Raw genomic sequence first — 21,608 nt, 5'->3', positions numbered from 1 at the left:
GCAACACATCACAGTAGACAGGGCAACAAATTAGGGTAACCTAAGTTCACATTCTGCGAGAGGCGTTGTCGATGGTGGTCATGCGGTCGGAGACGGATGTCGATATCCGGGCGGAGGTCGGCTCGGTGCTGGGAATCGCGCCGGAATCGCTGGATTTCGACGGCGATCTGATCCAGCAGGGGCTGGATTCGCTGCGCATGATGCGGCTCTCCGGAAAGTGGCGGAAGCGCGGGCACGATATCGATTTCGCCCGGCTCGCCGCCGATCCCACCCTGCGCGCCTGGACCACGCTGCTGGTCGGCGAACTGCCCGGCGAGCCCGAGGCCGCGCTCCCCGAGGTGGATCCGGCGGCGCCGTTCCCGCTGGCCCCCATGCAGCACGCCTACTGGATCGGCCGCTCGCACAGCCACGCCTTCGGCGGGGTGGCGGCGCACCTCTACATCGAGTTCGACGGCGCGGTCGCCGATCCGGAGCGGTTCGCGGCGGCGGTGGCGGCGCTGCTGGAGCGGCACCCCATGCTCCGGGTGCGGGTGCTGCCCGACGGCACCCAGGTGATCGGCGCCGCGCACCGGGACGCGATCGCGCTGCACGACCTGCGCGCGGAGCCCGCCCCCGAGGCCGCGCTGGCCGAGCTCAGGCGGACGGGCACGCACCGCGCGCTGCCGATCGAGGACGGCGCGGTGCTGCGCGCCGAGCTCAGCCTGCTCGGCGGCGGCCGCACCCGGGTGCACCTGGACGTGGACATGATCGCCGCCGACGCCATGAGCTACCGGGTGCTCGTCGACGACCTGGCCCGGCTCTACCGCGGCGAAACGCTGCCCCCGCTCGGCGTCGCCTTTCCCGCGCTCTCCGCGGCCCGCACCGCCCGGGTCCCGAGCGAGGCCGACCTGGCCTGGTGGCGGGAGCGGATTCCGCACCTGCCCGGCCCGCCCGAGCTGCCGCTGAGCGACGCCGCCCGGCGCGGCGGCACCGAGCCTGCCACCGTGCGGCTGCACCATGCCATCGACGCCGCCGACCGCAGGCGGCTGGAGGAGCAGGCGCACCGGCGCGGCACCACCCCGGCGGCGGCGGTGGCCGCGGTCTTCGCGGAGGCGGTCGGCGCCTGGTCGGCGAGCCCGCGCTTCCTGCTCACGGTTCCGCTCTTCGACCGCGACCCGGTGCACCCGGACGTGGAGCGGGTGGTCGGCGACTTCACCTCCTCGCTGCTCGTCGCGGTCGACCTCACCGAGCCGCGCACCCTCGCCGAGCGGGCGGCCACCATGCGCGCCACGCTGCACGAGGCCGCCGCGCACGGCAGCGTCGGCGGGCTGGACGTGCTGCGCGAGCTGGGCAGGCACCGCGGCGAGCCGGTGGTCGCGCCGGTGGTCTTCACCAGCGCGCTCGGGCTGGGCGAGCTGTTCTCGCCCGCCGTCACCGAGGTACTCGGCGAGCCGTCCTGGATCGTCTCGCAGGGCCCGCAGGTGCTGCTCGACGCCCAGGTCACCGAGTTGGCGGGCACCCTGCTGCTGAACTGGGACGTGCGCGCCTCCGACCTGGAGCCCGGCGCCGCCGAGGCCATGTTCGGCTACTACGTGCGGCTGCTCGACCTGCTCATCGCGGGTGAGTGGGACGTGCCCGCCCCCGACCCGCTCGCCGACGAGGTGCGCGCCGAGCGGCTCGCCACCGAGCACCCGCTGCCCGAGACCCCGCACTTCGACGGCACTCTGCACGGCCGGGTGCTCGCCCTCGCCGAGCGGCGCGGCGCCGCCCCCGCGGTCGTCGCGGAGAACCGCACCCGCTCGCACGCCGAGCTCGCCGACGAGGCCCGCCGGATCGCGGGCGCGCTGCGCGCGGCCGGGGTGCGCACCGGCGACACCGTGATCATCGACCTGCCCAAGGGCGGCGACCAGGTGGCGGCCGCGCTCGGCGTGCTCACCGCGGGCGCCGCCTACGTGCCGCTCGCGCCGACCCAGCCCGCCGCCCGCCGGGAGCGCATCGCCGCCGTCGCCGCGCCCGCCGCGGTGCTCACGAATCGCCCGGCGGCCTGGCCGGATTCGGTGGTGGTCGAGGTCGGCGCGGCCCGCGCCGCCGACCCGGCCGAGCCGGTGCCGGTCACGCCGGACGACCTCGCCTACGTGCTCTTCACCTCCGGCTCGACCGGGCTGCCCAAGGGCGTGCAGGTGCCGCACCGGGCGGCGGTGGCCACCCTCACCGACCTGGTGGACCGGTACGAGCTGGGCGCGGCGGACCGGACGCTGCAGGTCTCCTCGCTGGAGTTCGACCTCTCGGTCTTCGACATCTTCGCCGCGCTCGCGGTGGGCGGCGCCGTCGTCGTCCCCGGCGACGACGAGCACACCAGGGTCGACACCTGGGCCCGGCTGCTCACCGAGCACTCGGTGACCGTGCTGAACTGCGTGCCATCGATCCTCGGCATGCTGCTCGACCTGGTCCCGCTGCCGGAATCGCTGCGGGTGGTGCTGCTCGGCGGCGACAAGGTCGAGGTGGCGCTGCTCGACCGGGTCGCCGCGCAGCGTCCGGCCTGCCGGGTGGCCGGGCTCGGCGGCACCACCGAGACCGCCATCCACTCCACCGTCTGCGAGCGGCCGCAGGTGCCTGCGGACGCGGCCTTCGTGCCGTACGGCACCCCGCTGGCCGGGGTGCGCTGCCGGGTGGTGGACGCCGCCGGCCGGGACCGGCCCGACCTGGTGCCCGGCGAGCTGTGGATCGGCGGCGCCGGCGTCGCCGACGGCTACCGCGCCGACCCGGAGCGCACCGCCGACCGCTTCCTGACCCGCGACGGCGTGCGCTGGTACCGCACCGGCGACCTGGCCCGCTACCTCCCCGGCGGCTTCCTGGAGTTCCTCGGCCGCGCCGACCACATGGTCAAGGTGCGCGGGTACCGGGTCGAGCTCGGCGAGGTCGAGGCCGGGCTGCTCGGCCTCGATGCCGTGAGCGCGGCCGTGGCCTGGTCGGACGGGCGCGAGCTGCGCGCCGCCGTCGTCGGCGCGGCCGAGGGCGAGGAGCTGCGCGCCGCGCTCGCCGATGTGCTTCCGCCGCACATGATCCCGCGCTCCATCGCGGTGGTGGAGGCGCTGCCGCTCACCGCCAACGGCAAGTACGACCGGGCGAAGCTCCGCGAGCTGGCCGGGGCCGCGGAGCAGGCCGCGGTCGAGCCGCGCACCGCGCTGGAGAAGGCGCTGGTCACCGTGCTCGGCGAGATCCTGCCCGCCCGCCCGCTCGGCGCGACCGACGACTTCCTCGCGCTCGGCGGCGATTCCGTGCTCGCCACCGCCTTCGTGGCGCAGGCGCGGCAGTGGCTGGACGCGCCGGAGCTCACGGTGGCCGATATCTTCGTGCGGCGCTCGGTGGCGGGGCTGGCCGAGCGCATCGCCGAGCTGGAGGGCGAGCGCGCGGGCCGGGTCGCCGAGACCGTGCTCGCCGTGCTGCGGCTCTCCGACACCGAGGTCGAGGACGAGATCGCCGGTGCCGCACCGCACTACCCGTTCGACTCGCGGCCCATGGAGATCGAGCGGGACGCGGTGCTCGCGCACGGCTGGCTCACCGATCCGAAGGCCGCGTACTGGGGAATGCTCACCAGCACCGTGGCCGACGTCGAGGAGCTCATCCGGCACAGCGCGACGATCGGCGGCGACCCGAGGTACGGGCTGCGCATCGGCTCCTACGAGGGCAACCCCGAGTTCCTCTTCGAGCTCTACAACCCGGCGACCAGCGAGCTGGCCGAGCCGGGCACCGGCTACGCCGCCGAGCCCGGCGACATCGGCATGCACCTGCTGGTGGCGAGCACCGACCGCGCGCTCAGCGGATTCACCGGCGCGGTGATGCTGCACATCATGCGCACCGCGTTCTTCGAGCTCGGCGCGGAGCGGGTGGTGGTGGAGCCGGATGTCCGCAACCTCGAGGTGCAGCGGCTGAACGCCGCGGTCGGCTTCGCGGTGGCCGGTGATTACCCGGTGGGCGACAAGGTCGCGCGGCTCAGCTACTGCACCCGCGCCGATTTCGTCCGGGTCACCGGCAACGGCCGCTTCCTCGCCCCCGCCTTCCGGCGCACCGATTCCTGAGAGGCCGACGTGACCCCTTCTTCGCACTGGCCCGCCTACCACCGCCGGATTGCGGTCAAGGTGCTGGCCGAGCTCTGTCACGAGCGCTTCCTCCGCCCCGAGGTCGCGGCGCCGGGGGAGTACCTGGTGCGCTCCGGCGACGGCCGCACCGCCTACACCTTCCGCGCCGAGGTGCTCGCGCTGGACAGCTGGCACATCGACCCGGCCTCGCTGCGCCGCACCCGCGACGGCGCCGAGCAGCCGGTCGACGCCATCGCCCTGGTGATCGACCTGGGCCCGGCGCTCGGCATCGCGCCGGAGGCGCTCCCGGAGTACCTGGAGGAGTTCCGCAACACCCTGGTCATCGGCGCGGGCCGCCCGGACGAGCGGCGCATCCCGGCCGCCGAGCTGGCCGCCGCGGACTTCCAGACCATCGAGCGCGCCATGACCGAGGGGCACCCGTGCCTGCTCGCCAACGCGGGCAGGCTCGGCTTCAGTGCGGACGACGTCGAGCGCTACGCCCCGGAGTGGGGCGCCCGGTTCCCGCTGCCCTGGCTGGCGGTGCTCCGGGCGGACACCGATTTCGCCGCGGTCTCCGGCGTGGACTACCCGGGGCTGGTCGAGGCCGAGCTGGGCACCGAGACGCTGGCGCGGTTCACCGCGGCGCTCACCGATCGCGGCCTCGACCCCGCCGCCTACTACTTCATGCCGGTGCACCCGTGGCAGTGGACCGAGCGGATCCGGCGGGTCTACGCCGTCGACCTCGCCGAGCAGCGGATCGTCCCGGTCGGGGTGAGCGACGACCACTACCAGCCGCAGCAGTCCATCCGCTCGCTGTTCAACACGGCGACGCCGGAGCGGCACTACGTGAAGCTGGCGCTCTCCATCGTGAACATGGGCTTCACCCGCGGCATGTCGGCGGATTACATGCGCACCACCCCGCTGATCAACGACTGGGTGCGCGGGCTCGTCTCCAGCGACCCGTACCTGGCCGAGCTCGGCTTCACGGTGCTGTACGAGGTCGCCGCCATCGGCTACCGCAACACCGAGCTCACGGCGCTCACCGAGCCGGGCTCGGAGTACCGCAAGCTGCTCTCCGCGCTGTGGCGGCAGAGCCCGGTCCCGCTGGCCGCCGAGGGCGAGCAGCTCAGCACCATGGCCGCGCTGCTGCACGTCGACCACGAGGGAACGCCGCTGGTGCGCGCCTTCGTCGAGCGCTCCGGGCTGCCCGCGGCGGAGTGGCTCACCCGCTACCTGCGCTGCTATCTGCACCCCATCGCGCACCTGCTCTACCGGTACGAGCTGAAGTTCTCCCCGCACGGCGAGAACCTCATCCTGGTGCTCGACGCCGGGGTGCCGGTGCGCGCGGTGCTCAAGGACATCGGCGAGGAGGTCTCGATCTTCGGCGACCCCGCCGGGCTGCCCGACGCGGCCCGCCGCGCGGTGACCGAGGAGCCCGACGAGATCCGCGCCATGGGGCTGCTCTCCGACATCTTCGACGACTTCCTGCGGCACCTCGCGCTCATCCTGCACGCCGATGGCCTGCTCCCGGACGACCGCTTCTGGGCACTGGTCGCGGCGAGCCTGCTCGACTACCGCGACCGGCATCCGGAGCTCGCCGACCGCTTCCGCCGCTGGGACCCCTTCGTCCCCGCCTTCCCCGCCATCCACCTGAACCGGCTGCAGCTCGGCAACAACCGGCGCATGGTCGACCTCGGCAACTCCTACGCCACCCTGGTGGCGGACGATCACGCCCTGGCCAATCCGATCGCCGCGTACCGGCCGGCCGAGCGGGAGGTCGCGGTCCCGTGACGATCGAGATCATCCGCGATGCCAACGGCATCCCGCACATCAGCGCCGATTCGGCGGCCGGCGCGCTCTACGGGCAGGGCGTCGCCTGCGGCACCGACCGGGCCTGGCAGCTGGAGTTCCTGCGGCTGCGCGCCGAGGGCCGCACCGCCGAGGTGTTCGGCGGAATCGCCGTCGGCTGGGACGAATTCGCCCGCCGCTCGCGGATGGACGCCGCCGCCCGCCGCATCCACGACGCGTCGTCGCCGCGCACCCGGGCGCTGATCGCCGCCTACGTGGACGGCGTGAACAGCACCCTGGCGACCGCCGAGGCCCCCGAGCTGACCGAGTTCGATCACCGCCCCGCACCGTGGCAGCCGTGGACCCCGATCGCGGTATTCCTGGTGCACCACATCCTCTTCGGCCGGTTCCTGACCAAGCTGTGGCGGCTGCACGCCTGCCGTGCGCTCGGCATCGACGCGCTGGCGCTCTTCGACTGCGAGGGGGTCGCCCCCGGCGAGCCGACCGTCCCCGCCCTTCCGGACGACGCCTTCCTCACCGAGCTGCTCGGCTACTTCCCCGAAACCGAAGGAGCGCAACCGGATCCGGCGACCTTCGGCGACGCGATCTCCGGCAGCAATGCCTGGGGCGTCGCCGGCGCCCGCACCGCGAGCGGCGCGCCGCTCATCGCCGGTGACCCGCACCGGTTCCTGGAGCTGCCCGGCATCTACCAGCAGTTCCACCTGGCGGCGCCGGAATTCGACGTGGTCGGGTTCGCCTTCGCCGGCGTGCCCGGGGTGCCGCACTTCGCGCATGCCGGGGCGGTGGCGTGGGGGATCACCAATGCCATGGGCGACTACCAGGATCTCTACCTGGAGAGGCTCACCCGGACCGCCGACGGCGTGCGCGCCGAGACCCAGGACGGCCCGGCCCCGGCGGCGGTGCACACCGAGCGGATCCTGGTGCGCGGCGCCGACCCGGTGCCGGTCGAGATCGTGGTCACCGGCAATGGCCCAGTGATCATCGGCGGCCCGGACGCGGGCTTCGCGCTGAGCCTGCGCACCCCCATGCTCGCCGATCCCGGCCTCACCTTCGACCCGGCGCTCGACCTGCTCTTCGCGACCTCCACCGGCGAGGTCGAGGCGGCGCTGCGCGGGTGGGCCGAGCCCGCCAACCGGATCGTCATCGGCGACACCGCCGGGCGGCTCACGCACCACGTCACCGGCCGCATGCCGGAGCGGGCCGCGGAGAACTACTGGCTTCCGGTGCCCGGCTGGGACGCCCGCTACCAATGGCGCGGCTACGCCACCGAATCGGTGCGGGACACCGCCTTCGACGCCGCGGTGCCCGCCCACTCGGTCATCGCCAACCAGCGCATCCCCGGCCCGCTGCAACCGGTCACCACCGAGTGCGTCCCGCCCTTCCGCGCCGACCGGATCGACACCCTGCTCGCCGCGAATCCGGCTGTCGGCGTTGCCGATTGCGAGGCCATCCACGGTGACGTCCGGCTGCACCAGGCCGCCGCGCTGCTCGACCGCCTGCGCGACCTCCCGGAGCTGACCCCGGCCGCGGAGAAGCTGCGCGCGCGGCTCCTGAGCTGGGATCGCGCCATGGCCGCGGAAAGCACCGACGCCTACCTCTTCGCCGAGGTCAGGTCCCGATTCGTCGCCGCGCTCACCCGCGACCCGGCACTCGCGGGGCTGGCCGTGCCGCACGCCTTCCCGCGCGTCTTCGACCCGTGGTTCGTGGCGGGCACCCGGCTCGCCGCCGCGCTCGACTCGGTGCTGGCGCACGGGCCGCGGCTCGGGGTCGGGATCGAGGCGGCGCTCACCGCCGCGACCGAGGCCGTCGCCGCGCTGGAGACCACTCCGGCCTGGGGCGAGGTGCACGTGCTCGCCCCCATCCACGGCATGGACCTGGCCGGGGCCACCCCGCGGCACCCGGAGCTCTCGGCGCTCGTCCGGCCCGGCCGGTACCCGCTCGGCGGCGACGGCGAGTGCGTGCTCGCCAATGGCAGCGCGGTCGGCTTCGCGCACGCCTGCGCGTTCGGCTCGGCCGCGCGCTACGTCTGGGATCTCGCCGACCGGGATGCCGGGCGCTGGATCGTGCCGCTCGGCGCGAGCGGCGACCCGCGCTCGCCGCACTTCCAGGACCAGGCGCCGCGCTGGGCCCGCGGCGAGCTCATCGACATCGTCAGCGACTGGGCGGTGCTGCGCGCGAACGCCGCCGCCGTCCACCGGTTCACGCAGGGAGAAGCATGACCGTACTGACCGACACCCGGCTGGAGCTGGTGCGCAGGCGGCTGGCGGCCGCCGGGCTGGCCGGCGGCCACCGCTTCGCCGCCCCGGCGCTGCCGCGGCTGGACACCGGCGAGTTCGGCATCGCCGAGCGCCGCATGTGGAAGATCTACGAACTCGACCCGGACTCGCTCTCGCACACCATCGGGCTGGTCCTCCGCTTCGACGGCTCCTATACCGTTGCCGGCCTGGTCGATGCCGTCGAGCTGGTGGTGCGGGAGGCCGCGGTGCTCGGCTCGGTGGTCGCCGTCGACGCCGGCGTGCCGCGCCGGGTGCCCGGCGGCACCGTCGGGGAGTGGCTCGAACCGGGTGCGGAGTGGGCGTGGAACGCGCCGGCCGCGAGCGCGGACGAGCTGGTCCGGATTCCCTTCCGGCTCACCGAGGAGCCGCCGCTCCGGGTCCGGGTGCGGGCCGACGGCGACGGCGTCACCGTGCTCTTCGTGGTGCACCACCTCGCGGTGGACGACACCTCCTGGCCGCTGCTGCTCGGCACCCTCGTCTCCGGTGCCTGGCCGGACGCCGCGGCGGTGCCGCCGATCCAGCGCCCGGCCCCGCAGGTCGAGCGCGCGGTCGAGCACGCGCGGCAGACCTGGGCCGCCGACGGCATCCGCTTCCCGCTCTCCGGCGAGCTGCCCGGCGTCAGCGCCGAGGAGAGCTGGCTCGCGCCCATGGACGAGGGCGCGGGCGCCCGGCTCGTCGAACCGGTCGACCCGGCGGCCGTCACCGCGCTGGACGCGGTGGCCCGCGAGCTCGGCGGCACCGCCAACGCGCTGCTCATCGCGGTCACCGCGCTCGGCGTGCACGCGCTCACCGGGGCCGAGGAGCACGTGCTGCTCGTCCCCGCCGACAACCGGCAGCCCGGCGACCGCCCGGACCGGGTCGGCTACAGCGGCAATATCGTGCCCATGCGCTTCGCCGTCGACCCGGCGGCGAGCGTGCGGGCGACGCTGCGCGCCGCCGTCGCCGTGGTCTACCGGGCCATGGAATTCGCCGGGGTCGACTACGGCACCGTGCTCACCGCGCTGCGCGCCGCGGGCGGCCGCTTCCCGGTCGCCGAGATCATGGCCTCGGTGCGCACCGCGCCGCTGCGCGGCATCCCGGTGCCGGAGGGCGCCCGCGTCACCTGCGACGCCGTCTTCACCGGCATCGCCCCCTATCCGCTCACCCTCGCCTTCGAGCTGGCCCCCGGCGGCGGGGTGCACCTCGAGGTCGACCACCAGCTCGACGCCGTCGACGCCGCCGTCGCGCGGCGCGCCGCCGCGCTGCTCACCGCGCTGGTCGCGCGGGTTCCGGCCGCGCTGGACGGCACCGTGGCGGCCCTGGTGCGCGAGCTCACCGAACCGAATCGTGAAACGGAGACTCCCCGTGTCAGCTGAATCCGTGCTCCCGTGGGGGAGAGCGTCCCGCTTCGCCGGTCCCGGCGCGGGCTGGTCCGAGGTCGGCACCGGGCTGGCACAGCTCGCCGCCGCGGTCGGGGAGCGGCACCACGGCGCCCCGCTGCCCTCCGGCGACCCGCTCGCCATGCTCGCCGCCGTGGCCGAGGCGCTCGGCCCGGAGCGCATCCCGGAGCGCGGGGTCGGCCCGGCCACCGCGCTCACCCGGCTCGCCGAGCTGGTCGCCGCCTACGGCCTCGATCTGACCCACCCGCTCACCGCCGCGCACCTGCAGCCGCCGCCGCTCACCGTCGCGGTGGTGGCGGACGCACTGGCCAGCGCCACCAATGCCTCGCTGGACACCTACGACTCCGGCCCGGCCACCCTCGCCGTCGAGCAGTGGACCGTCAACGCGCTGGCCCGGCTGGCCGGCTTCACCGAGACCGCGGGCGGCGTCTTCGGCCCGGGCGGCTCCTACTCGAACCTGCTCGCGCTGCTCATCGCCCGCGACTACACCGCCGCCGGGCACGGCGTGAACACCAGGCAGGACGGGGTGGCCGGGCTGCACCGCCCGATCGTGCTCTGCTCCCGGATCGCGCACTTCTCGGTGCACCGGGCCTGCGCCGCGCTCGGGCTCGGCGAGGCCGCGGCGATCCCGGTGCCGGTCGACGCGGAGCACCGGATGATCCCGGAGGCGCTGGACGCGTTGCTCGGCCAGCTGAGCGCCAGCCACACCCCGGTCGCGGTGGTCGCCACCGCGGGCACCACCGATTTCGGCAGCGTCGACCCGCTGCCCGCGCTCGCCGAGATCACCGCGCGGCACGGGGTCTGGCTGCACGTGGACGCCGCCTACGGCTTCGGCTCGCTCTTCTCCGACCGGCTCGCTGGGCTGCTCACCGGCATCGAGCGCGCCGATTCCATCACCCTCGACCTGCACAAGGTGGGGTGGCAGCCGGCCGCGGCGAGCGTGCTGCTCCTCGCCGACCAGCAGCGCTTCGCCTCGCTCAGCCGCTCGGTGGCCTACCTCAACCCGGACGACGACGTCGAGGCGGGCTACGGCGGGCTGCTCGGCCAGACCCTGCAGACCACCCGCCGCCCGGACGTGCTCAAGGTGGCCGCCACCTTCCTCGCCTACGGCCGCGACGGCCTCGGCGCCATGCTGGAGAGCTGCCACGACCTGGCCGGGTACGCCGAGCGGCGGATCGCCGCCGAGCCGCTGCTGGAGCTGGTCGCCCCGGTCACGCTCACCACCGTCGTCTTCCGGTACCGCTGCGAGGATCTCGACCTGGACCAGGTCAATGCCGAGCTGCGCAGGCGGCTGATCAGCTCCGGCACCGCGCTCATCGGCCGCACCCAGGTGCGGGTCGGCGGCGAGGGCGAGCCGCGCACCTGCCTCAAGCTCACCCTGCTCAACCCGGAGACCGCGGAAACCGATATCGACGCGCTCTTCGACGAGCTGCTCCGGGTCGCGCTCGAGGTCGAGTCCGAGGCGCTGGAGCCCAGCGGCGAGATGGTGCCGAGCCATGAGTGACGTCGATATCCTCGCCGTGGGCTGCGGGCCGTTCAATCTCGGGCTCGCCGCGCTGGCCGCCACCGTGGACGACGCGAATGTGCTGGTGGTGGACTCCGCGGACGAGTTCCGGTGGCATCCGGGGCTCCTGTTCGACGAGGCCAAGCTGCAGGTCAGCTTCCTCTCCGACCTGGTCTCGCTGGTCGACCCGACGCACCCGCTCTCCTTCCTCGCCTATCTCGCCGACGTGGACCGGCTCTACCCCTTCCTGGTGCGCGAGGACTTCTTCCCGACCCGCCGCGAGTACGAGGCGTACCTGCTCTGGGTGGTGCGGCGGCTGCCGTCGCTGCGCTGGCGCACCACCGTCGAGGAGGTGCGCTGGCTGGACGAGGACCAGGTCTTCGAGGTGTCGGTGACCACCGCGGGCGTCGCCTCGACCATCAGGGCCGGACACGTCGTGGTCGGCATCGGCACCGAACCCTCGGTGCCACAGGCGCTCTCGACCACCTCGCCCGCGCTGCTGCACAGCGCCGACTACCTGACCCACCAGGAGCGCGCGCACGCCGCGGACGCGGTGACGGTGATCGGCTCCGGGCAGTCCGGCGCCGAGATCGTGGCCGACCTGCTGGAGGCGAACCTGCGCGGCGGCCCCGCGGTGCGCTGGTGGACCCGCACCCCGTGGTTCGCCCCGCTCGACTTCACCAAGCTCTCCCTGGAGATGACCACCCCCGCCTACATGGATTACTTCCACGGCCTGCCCGAGGAGACCAGGGACCGGGTGCGCGCGGGGCACTGGCAATTCCACAAGGGCATCTCCGCGGCGACGCTGGACCGGCTGCACGACCTGCTCTACCGCAGGCAGTTGCTGGAGAAGGCGCAGCCGGTGCAGCTGCGCCAGGGCGTCGCGGTCGAGGGGCTGGACGCGCTGGACGACGGCGGGCTGCGGGTCAGGGGCAGGCACCTCGACACCGGCGCCGCGCTGGCGCACACCGCCGACCTGGTCATCGCCGCCACCGGGTACCGGCCGCGGCAGCCGGGCTTCCTCGCCCCGCTCGCCGACCGGCTGCACCGGGACGGCCGGGGCCGGTTCGTGATCGAGCGGGACCACTCCGTCGCCGCCGACCCCGTACTGGCCGGGCGGCTCTTCGTGGCCGCCGCCGAGGCGCACGCCGTCGGCGTCTCCGCGCCCAACCTCGATATCGGCGCGGTGCGCAATGCCCGGATCCTCAACGCGGTGCTCGGCCGCGAGGTCTACCGCCTGCCCCGGCACACGGCCTTCACCAGCTTCGGCGTCACCGACGACGACGTTCTCGATCAAGGAGACCACTGATATGTCCGATCACATCCGGGAGACCCTGCGCAGCATCCTCGAAGAGGACCTCGACCTGCCCATGGCCGACGTCACCGAATCCTCGCTGCTCATCGAGGATCTGGGGCTGGACTCGGTGGCCTTCGCCATCGGCGTCGTCGCCATCGAGGAGCGGCTCGGGGTGCAGCTCACCGACCGCGAGATGGCCGAGACCGCGTCCGTCGGCGAGCTGGAGGAGCTGGTCCGCTCGAAGGCGGGCGTCTCCCGATGACCGCCTACGACGACCTGCTGGACGCGGCCTTCGACGACCGCGTCCGGCAGTGGACCGAGCGGGCCGAGCGGGACGAGCGCTTCCCGCGCGCGCTGCTCGAGCACCTCGGCGCCGCCGGGGTGTTCGCGCACAAGTGGCGCGAGCGCAAGATCACCGACCTCGGTGAGCACTTCGCGCTGGCAGGCAAGCTCGGCGAGCTGAACTCGGCGGGCATCGGCGTCGGCGTGAGCCTGCACGATTCGGCCATCGCCGTGCTGCGCCGCTTCGGCCGCACCGACTTCCTGCGCGACCTCGCCGAGCGGGCCATCCGCACCGAGGCGGTGCTCTGCATCGCGGCCTCCGAGGAGGCGGGCGGGTCGGACCTGCAGCACGTCGGCACGGTGATCGAGCCGCACGACGGCGGCTACCGGGTGGCCGGGCACAAGAAGTACGTCTCGCTCTCGCCGATCGCCGACCAGATCCTGGTGGTCGGGCGGGCGCCGGGCGACGGCGCGGGCAATGTCGCGCTGGTCATGGTGCCGACCGCGCAGGTCGCCATCGACCCCCCGTACCGCAAACTCGGTGCGGGGCCGCTGGATACCGCCGCCGTCACCATCGACACCTGGGTGCCCGCCGAGGCGCTGGTGGCCAGGGCGGGCACCGGGCTCGCGGTGATCAGCTGGGGGCTGGCGCACGAGCGCTACTCGGTGGCCGGGCAGATCGCCACCGCCTGCGAATCCATGCTCGGCATCACGCTGGCCCGCATGGTGCGCCGCACCCAGTTCGGCAAGCGGCTCTACGATCACCAGGCGCTGCGGCTGCGCGTCGCCGACCTGCAGGCCCGCACCGACCTGCTGCGCTACGCGCTGGCCGGGGTCGCCGCCGAGGGAAAGATCAATCTGCGCACCGCCGCCGCGCTCAAGGTGACCGCCGCGCAGCTCGGCAACGAGGTCGCCTCGGAGTGCCTGCACATCTTCGGCGGCTCCGGCTATCTGGAGTCCGAGACCCCGATCGGGCGCTGGTGGCGCGATATGAAGCTGGCCCGGGTCGGCGGCGGCACCGACGAGGTGCTGTGGGAGCTGGTCGCCGCGGCCATGCAACCCGACGACGAACGCTACGAAGCCATGTACTCCGGTGCGGTGGCTCCGGCATGAGCGGCTCAGGCCCGGAGGCGGGAGCGCGGCGCAACCACGGAGGCCCTCGCTCGTGCCGAGAGGAGACATTATGAACAGTCCCGTCGAGCTCACCCCGGCCGACTTCACCTACCTGCACCTGGACACCGCGCGCAGCCCCATGCACTGGGCCATGGTGCTGGAGCTGGCGCCCGGCCCGCGGCTGCACCTCGACGAGGTGCGGGCCAGGGTACGCGAGCGGGTGCGGCTCTTCGACCTCTTCCGGCTCGGCGTCCGCAACGGCCGCTGGCGGCGCGCCCAGGCGGTGCTCACCGAGCAGGTGGACATCGAGAAGCACGTCACCGCCGCCGAGTACCGCGACGACGCCGACCTGCACCGGCAGCTCGCCGCGCTGCACGAGACCGCGCTGCCGCGCCCCGAGCCGCTCTGGCACATCACGCTCTTCACCTCGGCCGGAACCGGCGTGCAGTACGTGCTGCTGCGGGTGCACCACGCGCTCTCCGACGGCATCGCCGGGGCCGCCTTCGCCGCACTGCTCGCGGACGGCGGCCCGGAGCAGCTCGCCGAGTTCGAGCGCTTCGCCACCACCCCGCGCTACCGCATCCCGAGTATCGAGCCGGAGGTGCTGAAGGAGTCCAAGGCCGCCTTCGAGGAGCAGTGGAAGGTGGGCAAGACCGGTAGGGCCTGGCCGAAGCTGACCCGCTCCGGCCGCAGGGAAGTCGCGCTGACCAGCGCCCCCACCCGCGACCTGCGCCGCGCCGCGCGCGGGCACGGTGCTTCCGTACACGAATTCCTGCTCGCCGCCATCGGCAGCGCGCTGAGCCTCGCGCCGCCGCGCGGGACCAGCTCCGAGCTGCTGCGGGTGACGCTGCCGGTCACGCACGACCAGGCCTTCCGGCACACCGGCAATGCCGTGCTGGTCTCCCTGGTCAACCTGCTCGGCGGCGAACCCGCGCTCGACCGGCAGCTGGAGCGGGCCCGCGCCGAGCTGGCCGTCGTCGCCGCCAGGCGCCCCGAGCTGTCGCTCGCCGCCACCGACGACGCGCCGACGATTCCGTGGCCGGTGCACCGGGCCATCACCCTCGCCTCCATGGGGCGGATGAGCCCGGATATCCACATCGGCATCAACCCCGGCTTCTCCCAGGTCCGGGCGGTGCTCGGGACCCCGATCGCCGCGCTGACCCCGATCTCCCCGCTGGTCGGCTACTCGTTCTCGGTGACCGGGCTGATCCTCGGCGGGCGCACGTCGTTCGGCATCGTCACCGACCCCGCGGCGCTGGCCGACGGCTACGCCGCCACCTTCGCCGAGAACTTCGACCGCGTGCTGCGCGAAGCGGCCCTGCAGGAAGGCGCGAAACGATGAGCAGGCTCACCGACATCCTCTTCGGGCAGCCGCCCTCGGAGATCTCCGGGCTGTGGAGCGGCGACGACGCCGGCTCGCTGACCTACCGCACCTGGGCGCAGATCCAGGACGCCGCCCGGCGCGCGGCCACCGGGCTCGCCGCGGCCGGGGTCGGGCCGGGCAGCTCGGTGACGATCCTGGCGGGTGACGCCGCCGATGTCGCGATCATGGTGCAGGCCACCTGGCTGCGCGGCGCCGCCTTCACCATGCTGCACCAGCCCACTCCGCGCACCGACCTGGCCACCTGGCTGGAAGACACCCGCGCGGTGGTGCGCATGCTGGACGCCGCGGTGGTCGCGGTCGGCGCGCCCTTCACCGACGTGGTGCGCGAGCTCGACCTCGGCGCGCCGATCGTGGTCGTCGAGGAACTCGGCGCCGCGGGAATCCGGGCCGAGCCGGTGCTCACGGTCGGCGAAGACCTCTGCATCCTGCAGCTCACCTCCGGCACCACCGGCGTGCCGAAGGCGGTCGCCATCTCCGGCAGCAACATCATGCAGAACCAGATCGCCATGGCCGACGCCGCCGGGTTCCGCTCCGGTGACGTGGTGGTGAGCTGGCTGCCGCTCTACCACGACATGGGCATGATCGGCATGCTGCTCACCCCCATGCTGGCCAGGGCGACCACCGTCATCACCAATCCGCTCGCCTTCCTGAGGAACCCGCTCTCCTGGGCGGAGATGATCGGCCGCTTCGGCGGGCACGTCACCGCCGCGCCGAACTTCGCCTACTCGGTGCTCGCCCGGCGGCTGCGCCGGGCCCCCGACGGCGCCTACGACCTCTCCTCGCTGCGCGTCGCGGTGAACGGGGCCGAGGTGGTCGACCGGGCCACGCTGGACGAGTTCACCGCCGAGGCCGCGCGGTTCGGGCTGCGGCCGGAGGCGCTCATGCCCGCGTACGGCATGGCCGAGACGACGCTCGCGGTCTCGTTCACGAAGATGCGCGCGCGGTTCGCCGTCGACGTGGTGGACGGGGCCGCGGCCGAGCGCACCGGCGCCGTCGTCCGCGCGGGGATCGAGCGGCCGCGCACCCTGGTGCGGCTCGGGCCGCCGGTGCCCGGCATCGAGCTGCGCGTCGTCGATGAGCACGGCGCGGTGCTGCCCGCGGACCGGATCGGCACCATCCTGGTCCGCGGCGCCGCCGTCACCCGGCGCTACCTCGGGCCGGACGGGTACGTGGACGCCCAGGACGCCGACGGCTGGCTCGACACCGGCGACCTCGGGTACGTCACCGGCGACGGCGAGGCCGTGGTCACCGGGCGGAAGAAGGACGTCATCATCGTCGCGGGCCGCAATATCGCGCCCACCGTGGTCGAGCGCGCCGCCGCAGGCGTCGCCGGGGTGCGGCCGGGCAGCATCGCCGCGCTCGGCATCCGGCTGCCGAGCATGGCGCGCGAGGGGATCGCGGTGATCGCCGAATCCGAGGCGGCCGGGGACGGCGACGAATGCGAGCGGATCCGCCGCGAGGTGGCGCGGGCGGTGCACGACGAGGTCGGGATCGCGCCGGCGGTCGTGGTCGTGGTGCAGAAGGGGGCGCTGCCCAAGACGCCGTCCGGGAAGTTGCGCCGGGCATCGGCGGTGAGTCTCATCCCGAGCTGACGTCGGGGCGTCGCCCGGTTGCCGGGTCCGGTGCGGTGGCCGCCGGGGCCTTGCCGCGACGCCGGGCGTGGGGCGCGGGGCGCCGCGGGCGAGGTGCGGGGCGCAAGGTGGGGGTGCGGGGCGCGAGGTGCGGGCGCGGGGCGCGGCGCGAGGTACGGGCGCGGGGCACGAGGTGCGGGCCGGACCGCCGATGGCCCCGATCGGTGACCGGCCACTCCCGACCTTGCCGGACAAAACCCCTGTGCCCGAGCGGGATCGGCACACGGGCCGATACCCTGTCGTCCAGCACTACCCCGTCGGACGTTGGACGCCCATGAGAACGAGCAGGCCGGACCCGGCCCTCCGCACCCCGCCCGAACCCGCCCGCGAGTGGCGCGAAACCCGGCTCCGGCTCCGCTGGGTCGCGCTGCGCGCCTGGGGTGCCCTGCTCGGCACGCTCGCCCTCGGCCCGGCCACCGGCGTCCTGATCTACCTGGAATCCACCGCCACCACCCCCGGCCCGCGGCGCCTCGCCGCCACCGCCGCCACCTTCACCGGCGCCGCCTTCGTGCTCTGGACCCTGATCCTCGCGCTCCCGCTCTTCCTGCGCTACCGGCGCCGCCGCCGCGCCCTGCGCCGCCCCTGGCAGCAGTTCTGGTTTGAGCACATCCCGCACGACGGCCGCGACTGGGTGATCCTCATCGACCTCGACGGCCTGATCGCGGGCAGCCTCGTGCTCCGTTCCCGCGGCGGCACCGCCGACGCCCTCCTCGACTCCGCCAGCGACGCCATCTGGTTCGCGGGCAACCCCGCTCGCTTCGGCGTCCTCTCCCGCCCCGGCGGCCTCGACCTGCACGACGCCCGCCGCCCCCGCCTCCGCAAACCCCCTGCCCCCACCTTCCAGACCCCACCCGACGACCGCTTCGACCCGCCCACCGCCGTCTTCACCATGATCCGGGACGGCGACCGCGTCGTCATGCGCGCCGCCGACGGAACCGGCACCCGCCGCCCCCACTGACCCGCGGTCTTGTACGATATCCCGTACAAGCTTCGCCGCGAGGGAGTCGAGCCATGCCGTCGCTACCCATCTCCACCGTCCGCCAGAACCTCTTCGGCCTGGTCCAGCAGGTGAACGACGACCACGACCCGCTCACCGTGGTGACCAAGACCGGTGAGAACGCCGTCCTGGTGGCCGAGTCCGACTGGAACTCGCTGCTCGAGACGCTCTACGTGCTGCGCACGCACGGCGGGGTGCAGCTGCTGAAATCCGCCGAGGACGCCCGCGAGGGCCGGACCGAAACGCGCGAACTCCTGGACCCGGAGGCGCCCGCGGTCGCCGAGCCGCGGACCGCGTCCGAGGTAGTGGCCGCGCTGGAGCGGGTCAGGGCGGGCCTCGCCGGCGGCGCCACCGCCGAGCAGCTCACCGCGCTCGTCGAGCGCGAACTCGACCGGCACGGGGCGCAGTGACCGAGCGCAAACTCTCCTTCACCGACCAGGGTTGGCGCAGCTACTCCGCCTGGCTCACCCGCGACCGGCAGATCCTGAAGGCGGCGAACAAGATGATCGACGCCGCCCTCGCCGACCCCTTCGCCGGCATCGGCAAGCCGGAGCGCCTGAAACATCAGCTGGCGGGCAACTGGTCCCGCCGCATCACCCAGGAGCACCGGCTCATCTACTACGTCACCGATGCCGAGATCGTGGTGGTCCAGGTCGGCACGCACTACGAGTGACTAGCGCTGCTCCGCCGCCCGCCGATACCCCCGCACCGCGACCGGCCCGAACACCGCGATCAACCCCACCGTCCACAGCACCGTGGTGAGGAAGGGGGCGAGCACCGGCCCGCCCTCGGTGAGCCCGCGCACGGCATCGATGGCGGGCGTCATGGGCTGGTGCCGGACGAAGGGCTGGATCCATCCCCAGTACTGGTCCACCGGTGCGAACCCGCCGTTGAAGAAGAGCAGGAGCAGGAAGAGGCCGCTGAGCTGCTGCACCGCGCCCTTGCCGGAGGCGCGGGTGGCGAGCGCGAGCACCGGGACGGCGATCCCGACGCCGAAGATCATCGGGACCACCACCGCGCCGATCCCGGCGAGCAGGCCGTGCTCGAAGCGGAACCCGAGCGGCACGGCGACCGCGAAGAGTGCGCCGGTGGCGAGCCCGGCCCGCACCGCCTCGGCGAGCAACCGGCCCGCGATGAATCCGGCCCGCGGCACCGGCAGCGTCCACATCCGGGCGAGCAGCCCGGTGTCGCGCTCGTGGATGAGCGTGATGGCGGTGGCCAGCGTGCCGAAGAGCGCCCCGACCAGCGCGACCAGCCCGGTATTGCCGTAGACGCTGTCGCCGCCGCCCATGGTGGTCACCGTCTCGCCGAGCACCAGCTGGAACATGAGCAGCATGAACGCCGGGAAGATCAGCGACTGCACGACGATCCCGGGATCGCGCGACCAGGTGCGCAGCAGCACGCCCGCCTGCACGAGCGACTGCGGCACCAGCGGCACCGCGCGCCGCTCCGGCCAGGCGATCACCGCTTCACCTGCGCTCGCCCGGCCGCGACGATGGCCACCGTCCCGGCGAGCAGCAGCCCGGCGGTCCAGGCCAGCACGGCGGTCAGCTCCGGGTCGGCCCCGGCCGCGAGGCCGCGCAGCGCGTCGGCGAAGACCGACAGCGGCTGGTTTCGCACGAAGGGCTGCGCCCACTCCGGAAAACCCTGCGCCGGAACGAGTCCGGTGGAGGCGAGGACCAGGATGAGCTGCGGGATCATGAGCACCGTCGCCACCGAGACGGCATTGCGCGCCACCGACCCGGCCGCGTCGGTGAGCATGCTCAGCGACAGCCCGAACGCCACCACCAGCAGCGCGAAGAGCGCGGTGTCCGCCGCCGAGCCCGCGAACCGGAAGCCGAGCGCGTACCCGATGCCGAGCCCGCCACCCAGCGTGATCAGCATCCGCACCACCACCCAGGACATCCGGCCCAGGAAGGGCGCGGTGCGCGGGATGGGCAGCGACATCATGCGCTCGTACACCCCGGCCCGCGCGTCGCTGCCCGCGATCTGGGTGGCGGTGATGGCGGTGAAGATTCCGGCCTGCAGCAGGATGATCGGGGTGATGAACTGCGCGTAGTCGCCACCGCCGCGCTCGAACTGGCGGTGCAGCGGCCCGTAGAAGCAGACGAAGAAAATGACCGGCCCGAACACCGCGAAGAGCACCTCGCCGGAGCGCAGCGCGGCCCGGATCTTCTGTACCGCCAGGGTGCCCGCGGCCGGGATCAGCCCGACCGACGCCCGCGCCACCGCGCTCACGGCGTCACCTCGGTGAGTTGCAGGAACACCTCGTCCAGCGAGGGCTGCCGGAGCCCGATGTCGACCACATCGACCTCCGCGCCGTGCAGCCGCGCGATGGCGTCGGCGACGGTGGACATGCCGTGCGGCGCCCGGAACACCAGCCGCGGGTGCGCCTGCGTCTCCTCCGGCGCCTCCACCAGCTCCAGCTCACCGAGCAGCGCCAGCACCCGCTCGGTATCCGCGCGGTGCGCCAGCGTGACCTCGCAGACCGCGGCCCCCGCCTCCCGCTTGAGGCTGCCCGGCGTGCCTGCCGCGACGATCTCGCCGCGGTTCAGCATGACGATGTGGTCGGCGAGCCGATCCGCCTCCTCCAGGTACTGCGTGGTGAGCAGCACCGTGATGCCCGCCCCGCGCAGCCCGGCGACGGTGTCCCAGACCGCGGCGCGGCTGCGCGGGTCCAGCCCCGTGGTCGGCTCGTCCAGGAAGAGCACCTCGGGGCGGGTGACCAGCGCGCTCGCGATATCGACGCGGCGCCGCATGCCGCCGGAGAGCGCGCCGACCCTGCGGTCGCGCACCGCGCCGAGGTCGAACTGCTCGACCAGTTCGGCGATCCTCGCCTTCACACCCTTGCCGCCGAGCCCGGTGAGCCTGCCGAAGACGGCCAGGTTCTCGACCGCGCTCAGCCCCTCGTCCAGCGCGGCGTACTGCCCGGTCAGCGAGACCAGCTCGCGCACCCGGGCGGCCTCGGCGACCACGTCGTGACCGCAGATCCGCGCGCTGCCCGCGCTCGGGCGCTGCAGGGTGGCGAGCAGGGTGACCGTGGTGGTCTTGCCGCTGCCATTGGGGCCGAGCAGCCCGAGCACCTCCCCGCGGGCCACCTCGAAGGAGACCCCGCCGAGCGCCGTCACCTCGCCGTATTTCTTGACCAGACCACTGATTTCGATCGCCGGTACCGTCGACACCCTCACTCCTGGTTCCGCCCGCGCTTGTTCAGGGCAGGCTAACCTAAGCTATCGGAGATCGGCGGTCGGTACCAGCCCGCGGAGCTAGGATTCGTCCCTCTTGTCCTCGAGCTCGCGGATGCGCGCACCGGCCTGCTCCAGCCGCTTGCGCCGGGACTTGGCATCGGCCTTCTCGAGCTCCTTGTACATCTTCTCGTCCTCGTCGCCGAAGTGGTACAGCAGCCGCGGCACCGAGAGCGTCACCGCCAGCGAGGGCCAGACCAGCCAGGCCCAGCTCCAGTCCACGGCGAACTGCAGCACGAGGAAGACCACCAGGGTGAGCCCGAGGATCACCCCGTCGACCGTCTCCACCACCTTGCCCCGGTGCCGCAGCGACTCCAGCTCGGCGGCGGGCGTGCTCTCCTCCTTGGCGCGCGGCTGCGGCTGCGTTTCGCCGACCCGCTCGATCGCCCCGTTCACCTCGCGCAGCGGCACCCCGCCCGGCAGCCCGCGGAAGGGCTCGCGCAGCGCGGCGAGCGTCCGGCCCGCAGCGACCGCGCCGGACCGCTCGTAGAACTCGTCGTTGTCCAGCCTGCCCGCCGCGTAGTGCTCGCCGAGGACGTTCAGCGCGTGCAGGCGCTCGGAGTCGCTGAGCCGGATGTCGTCACCGTCGGTCATCGTCGCGCTCCGCCGTGAGGGATGGTTCGTCACCGCCGA

17 protein-coding genes and 1 pseudogene are annotated in these 21,608 nt (G+C 73.8%); 14 read left to right on the top strand and 4 right to left on the bottom strand.

Annotated features, from left to right (window positions below; all coding sequences use genetic code 11):
- Positions 1-71: 71 nt before the first annotated feature.
- From NH2_RS27625 to NH2_RS27565, 14 genes and pseudogenes are all read left to right on the top strand, one after another.
- Positions 72-3,464: pseudogene (locus NH2_RS27625) on the top strand (non-ribosomal peptide synthetase); the annotation flags it as partial.
- Positions 3,465-3,497: 33 nt separating this feature from the next.
- Positions 3,498-4,058, top strand: coding sequence for a GNAT family N-acetyltransferase (locus tag NH2_RS30420; RefSeq protein WP_439951796.1), 561 nt, complete (start codon positions 3,498-3,500; stop codon positions 4,056-4,058).
- A gap of 9 nt (positions 4,059-4,067) precedes the next feature.
- Positions 4,068-5,849, top strand: a complete 1,782-nt coding sequence (locus tag NH2_RS27620) for an IucA/IucC family protein (protein WP_067660805.1) — start codon at positions 4,068-4,070, stop codon at positions 5,847-5,849.
- The gene (locus NH2_RS27615) at positions 5,846-8,086 is read left to right on the top strand and encodes a penicillin acylase family protein (protein ID WP_067660802.1); all 2,241 of its coding nucleotides are present in this window, start codon (positions 5,846-5,848) and stop codon (positions 8,084-8,086) included. The genes NH2_RS27620 and NH2_RS27615 overlap by 4 nt, the downstream gene beginning before the upstream one ends.
- Complete coding sequence (locus NH2_RS27610) at positions 8,083-9,498, top strand: condensation domain-containing protein (protein WP_067660799.1); 1,416 nt, start codon at positions 8,083-8,085, stop codon at positions 9,496-9,498. Before NH2_RS27615 ends, NH2_RS27610 begins: the two co-directional genes overlap by 4 nt.
- Complete coding sequence (locus NH2_RS27605) at positions 9,488-11,026, top strand: pyridoxal phosphate-dependent decarboxylase family protein (RefSeq protein ID WP_067660796.1); 1,539 nt, start codon at positions 9,488-9,490, stop codon at positions 11,024-11,026. The genes NH2_RS27610 and NH2_RS27605 overlap by 11 nt, the downstream gene beginning before the upstream one ends.
- Positions 11,019-12,335 carry a lysine N(6)-hydroxylase/L-ornithine N(5)-oxygenase family protein gene (locus tag NH2_RS27600; RefSeq protein ID WP_067660793.1) on the top strand — a complete coding sequence of 439 codons (1,317 nt, stop codon included), beginning with the start codon at positions 11,019-11,021 and terminating at the stop codon, positions 12,333-12,335. Before NH2_RS27605 ends, NH2_RS27600 begins: the two co-directional genes overlap by 8 nt.
- A gap of 1 nt (position 12,336) precedes the next feature.
- Positions 12,337-12,585 carry an acyl carrier protein gene (locus NH2_RS27595; protein ID WP_067660789.1) on the top strand — a complete coding sequence of 83 codons (249 nt, stop codon included), beginning with the start codon at positions 12,337-12,339 and terminating at the stop codon, positions 12,583-12,585.
- Positions 12,582-13,718 carry an acyl-CoA dehydrogenase family protein gene (locus NH2_RS27590; RefSeq protein WP_067660786.1) on the top strand — a complete coding sequence of 379 codons (1,137 nt, stop codon included), beginning with the start codon at positions 12,582-12,584 and terminating at the stop codon, positions 13,716-13,718. The genes NH2_RS27595 and NH2_RS27590 overlap by 4 nt, the downstream gene beginning before the upstream one ends.
- A gap of 70 nt (positions 13,719-13,788) precedes the next feature.
- The gene (locus tag NH2_RS27585; RefSeq protein ID WP_067660783.1) at positions 13,789-15,060 is read left to right on the top strand and encodes a wax ester/triacylglycerol synthase domain-containing protein; all 1,272 of its coding nucleotides are present in this window, start codon (positions 13,789-13,791) and stop codon (positions 15,058-15,060) included.
- The gene (locus NH2_RS27580) at positions 15,057-16,694 is read left to right on the top strand and encodes a long-chain-fatty-acid--CoA ligase (RefSeq protein WP_067660780.1); all 1,638 of its coding nucleotides are present in this window, start codon (positions 15,057-15,059) and stop codon (positions 16,692-16,694) included. The genes NH2_RS27585 and NH2_RS27580 overlap by 4 nt, the downstream gene beginning before the upstream one ends.
- A 313-nt stretch (positions 16,695-17,007) precedes the next feature.
- Positions 17,008-17,691, top strand: coding sequence for a hypothetical protein (locus NH2_RS27575; protein ID WP_067660776.1), 684 nt, complete (start codon positions 17,008-17,010; stop codon positions 17,689-17,691).
- A gap of 53 nt (positions 17,692-17,744) precedes the next feature.
- Complete coding sequence (locus tag NH2_RS27570; RefSeq protein WP_067660773.1) at positions 17,745-18,140, top strand: type II toxin-antitoxin system Phd/YefM family antitoxin; 396 nt, start codon at positions 17,745-17,747, stop codon at positions 18,138-18,140.
- Positions 18,137-18,403, top strand: a complete 267-nt coding sequence (locus NH2_RS27565) for a Txe/YoeB family addiction module toxin (RefSeq protein ID WP_067660771.1) — start codon at positions 18,137-18,139, stop codon at positions 18,401-18,403. Before NH2_RS27570 ends, NH2_RS27565 begins: the two co-directional genes overlap by 4 nt.
- On the opposite strand, the gene NH2_RS27560 is transcribed toward NH2_RS27565, so the two are convergent.
- The 4 genes from NH2_RS27560 to NH2_RS27545 form a co-directional block, all read right to left on the bottom strand.
- The gene (locus NH2_RS27560; protein ID WP_067660768.1) at positions 18,404-19,195 is read right to left on the bottom strand and encodes an ABC transporter permease; all 792 of its coding nucleotides are present in this window, start codon (positions 19,193-19,195) and stop codon (positions 18,404-18,406) included.
- Positions 19,192-19,968, bottom strand: a complete 777-nt coding sequence (locus NH2_RS27555) for an ABC transporter permease (protein ID WP_067660764.1) — start codon at positions 19,966-19,968, stop codon at positions 19,192-19,194. The genes NH2_RS27560 and NH2_RS27555 overlap by 4 nt, the downstream gene beginning before the upstream one ends.
- On the bottom strand, positions 19,965-20,912 hold the full coding sequence (locus tag NH2_RS27550; RefSeq protein WP_067660877.1) for a daunorubicin/doxorubicin resistance ABC transporter ATP-binding protein DrrA: 948 nt from the start codon (positions 20,910-20,912) through the stop codon (positions 19,965-19,967). Before NH2_RS27550 ends, NH2_RS27555 begins: the two co-directional genes overlap by 4 nt.
- Before the next feature lie 84 nt (positions 20,913-20,996).
- Positions 20,997-21,569 carry a DUF1707 SHOCT-like domain-containing protein gene (locus tag NH2_RS27545; protein ID WP_067660761.1) on the bottom strand — a complete coding sequence of 191 codons (573 nt, stop codon included), beginning with the start codon at positions 21,567-21,569 and terminating at the stop codon, positions 20,997-20,999.
- Between the last annotated feature and the right edge of the window lie 39 nt (positions 21,570-21,608).

The organism is Nocardia harenae NBRC 108248 (assembly GCF_001612885.1).
Taxonomy (GTDB): domain Bacteria; phylum Actinomycetota; class Actinomycetes; order Mycobacteriales; family Mycobacteriaceae; genus Nocardia; species Nocardia harenae.
Note: the sequence above shows the minus strand (reverse complement) of the source record. Positions and strands in the feature narration are given on the sequence as shown.

Bases quoted from the DNA above. Each gene is read 5' to 3' on its own strand.
- NH2_RS30420 (WP_439951796.1), top strand. From the start codon at position 3,498: ATGGAGATCGAGCGGGACGCGGTGCTCGCGCACGGCTGGCTCACCGAT.
- NH2_RS27610 (WP_067660799.1), top strand. From the start codon at position 8,083: ATGACCGTACTGACCGACACCCGGCTGGAGCTGGTGCGCAGGCGGCTG.
- NH2_RS27600 (WP_067660793.1), top strand. From the start codon at position 11,019: ATGAGTGACGTCGATATCCTCGCCGTGGGCTGCGGGCCGTTCAATCTC.
- NH2_RS27595 (WP_067660789.1), top strand. From the start codon at position 12,337: ATGTCCGATCACATCCGGGAGACCCTGCGCAGCATCCTCGAAGAGGAC.
- NH2_RS27590 (WP_067660786.1), top strand. From the start codon at position 12,582: ATGACCGCCTACGACGACCTGCTGGACGCGGCCTTCGACGACCGCGTC.
- NH2_RS27585 (WP_067660783.1), top strand. From the start codon at position 13,789: ATGAACAGTCCCGTCGAGCTCACCCCGGCCGACTTCACCTACCTGCAC.
- NH2_RS27580 (WP_067660780.1), top strand. From the start codon at position 15,057: ATGAGCAGGCTCACCGACATCCTCTTCGGGCAGCCGCCCTCGGAGATC.
- NH2_RS27575 (WP_067660776.1), top strand. From the start codon at position 17,008: ATGAGAACGAGCAGGCCGGACCCGGCCCTCCGCACCCCGCCCGAACCC.
- NH2_RS27570 (WP_067660773.1), top strand. From the start codon at position 17,745: ATGCCGTCGCTACCCATCTCCACCGTCCGCCAGAACCTCTTCGGCCTG.
- NH2_RS27545 (WP_067660761.1), bottom strand. From the start codon at position 21,569: ATGACCGACGGTGACGACATCCGGCTCAGCGACTCCGAGCGCCTGCAC.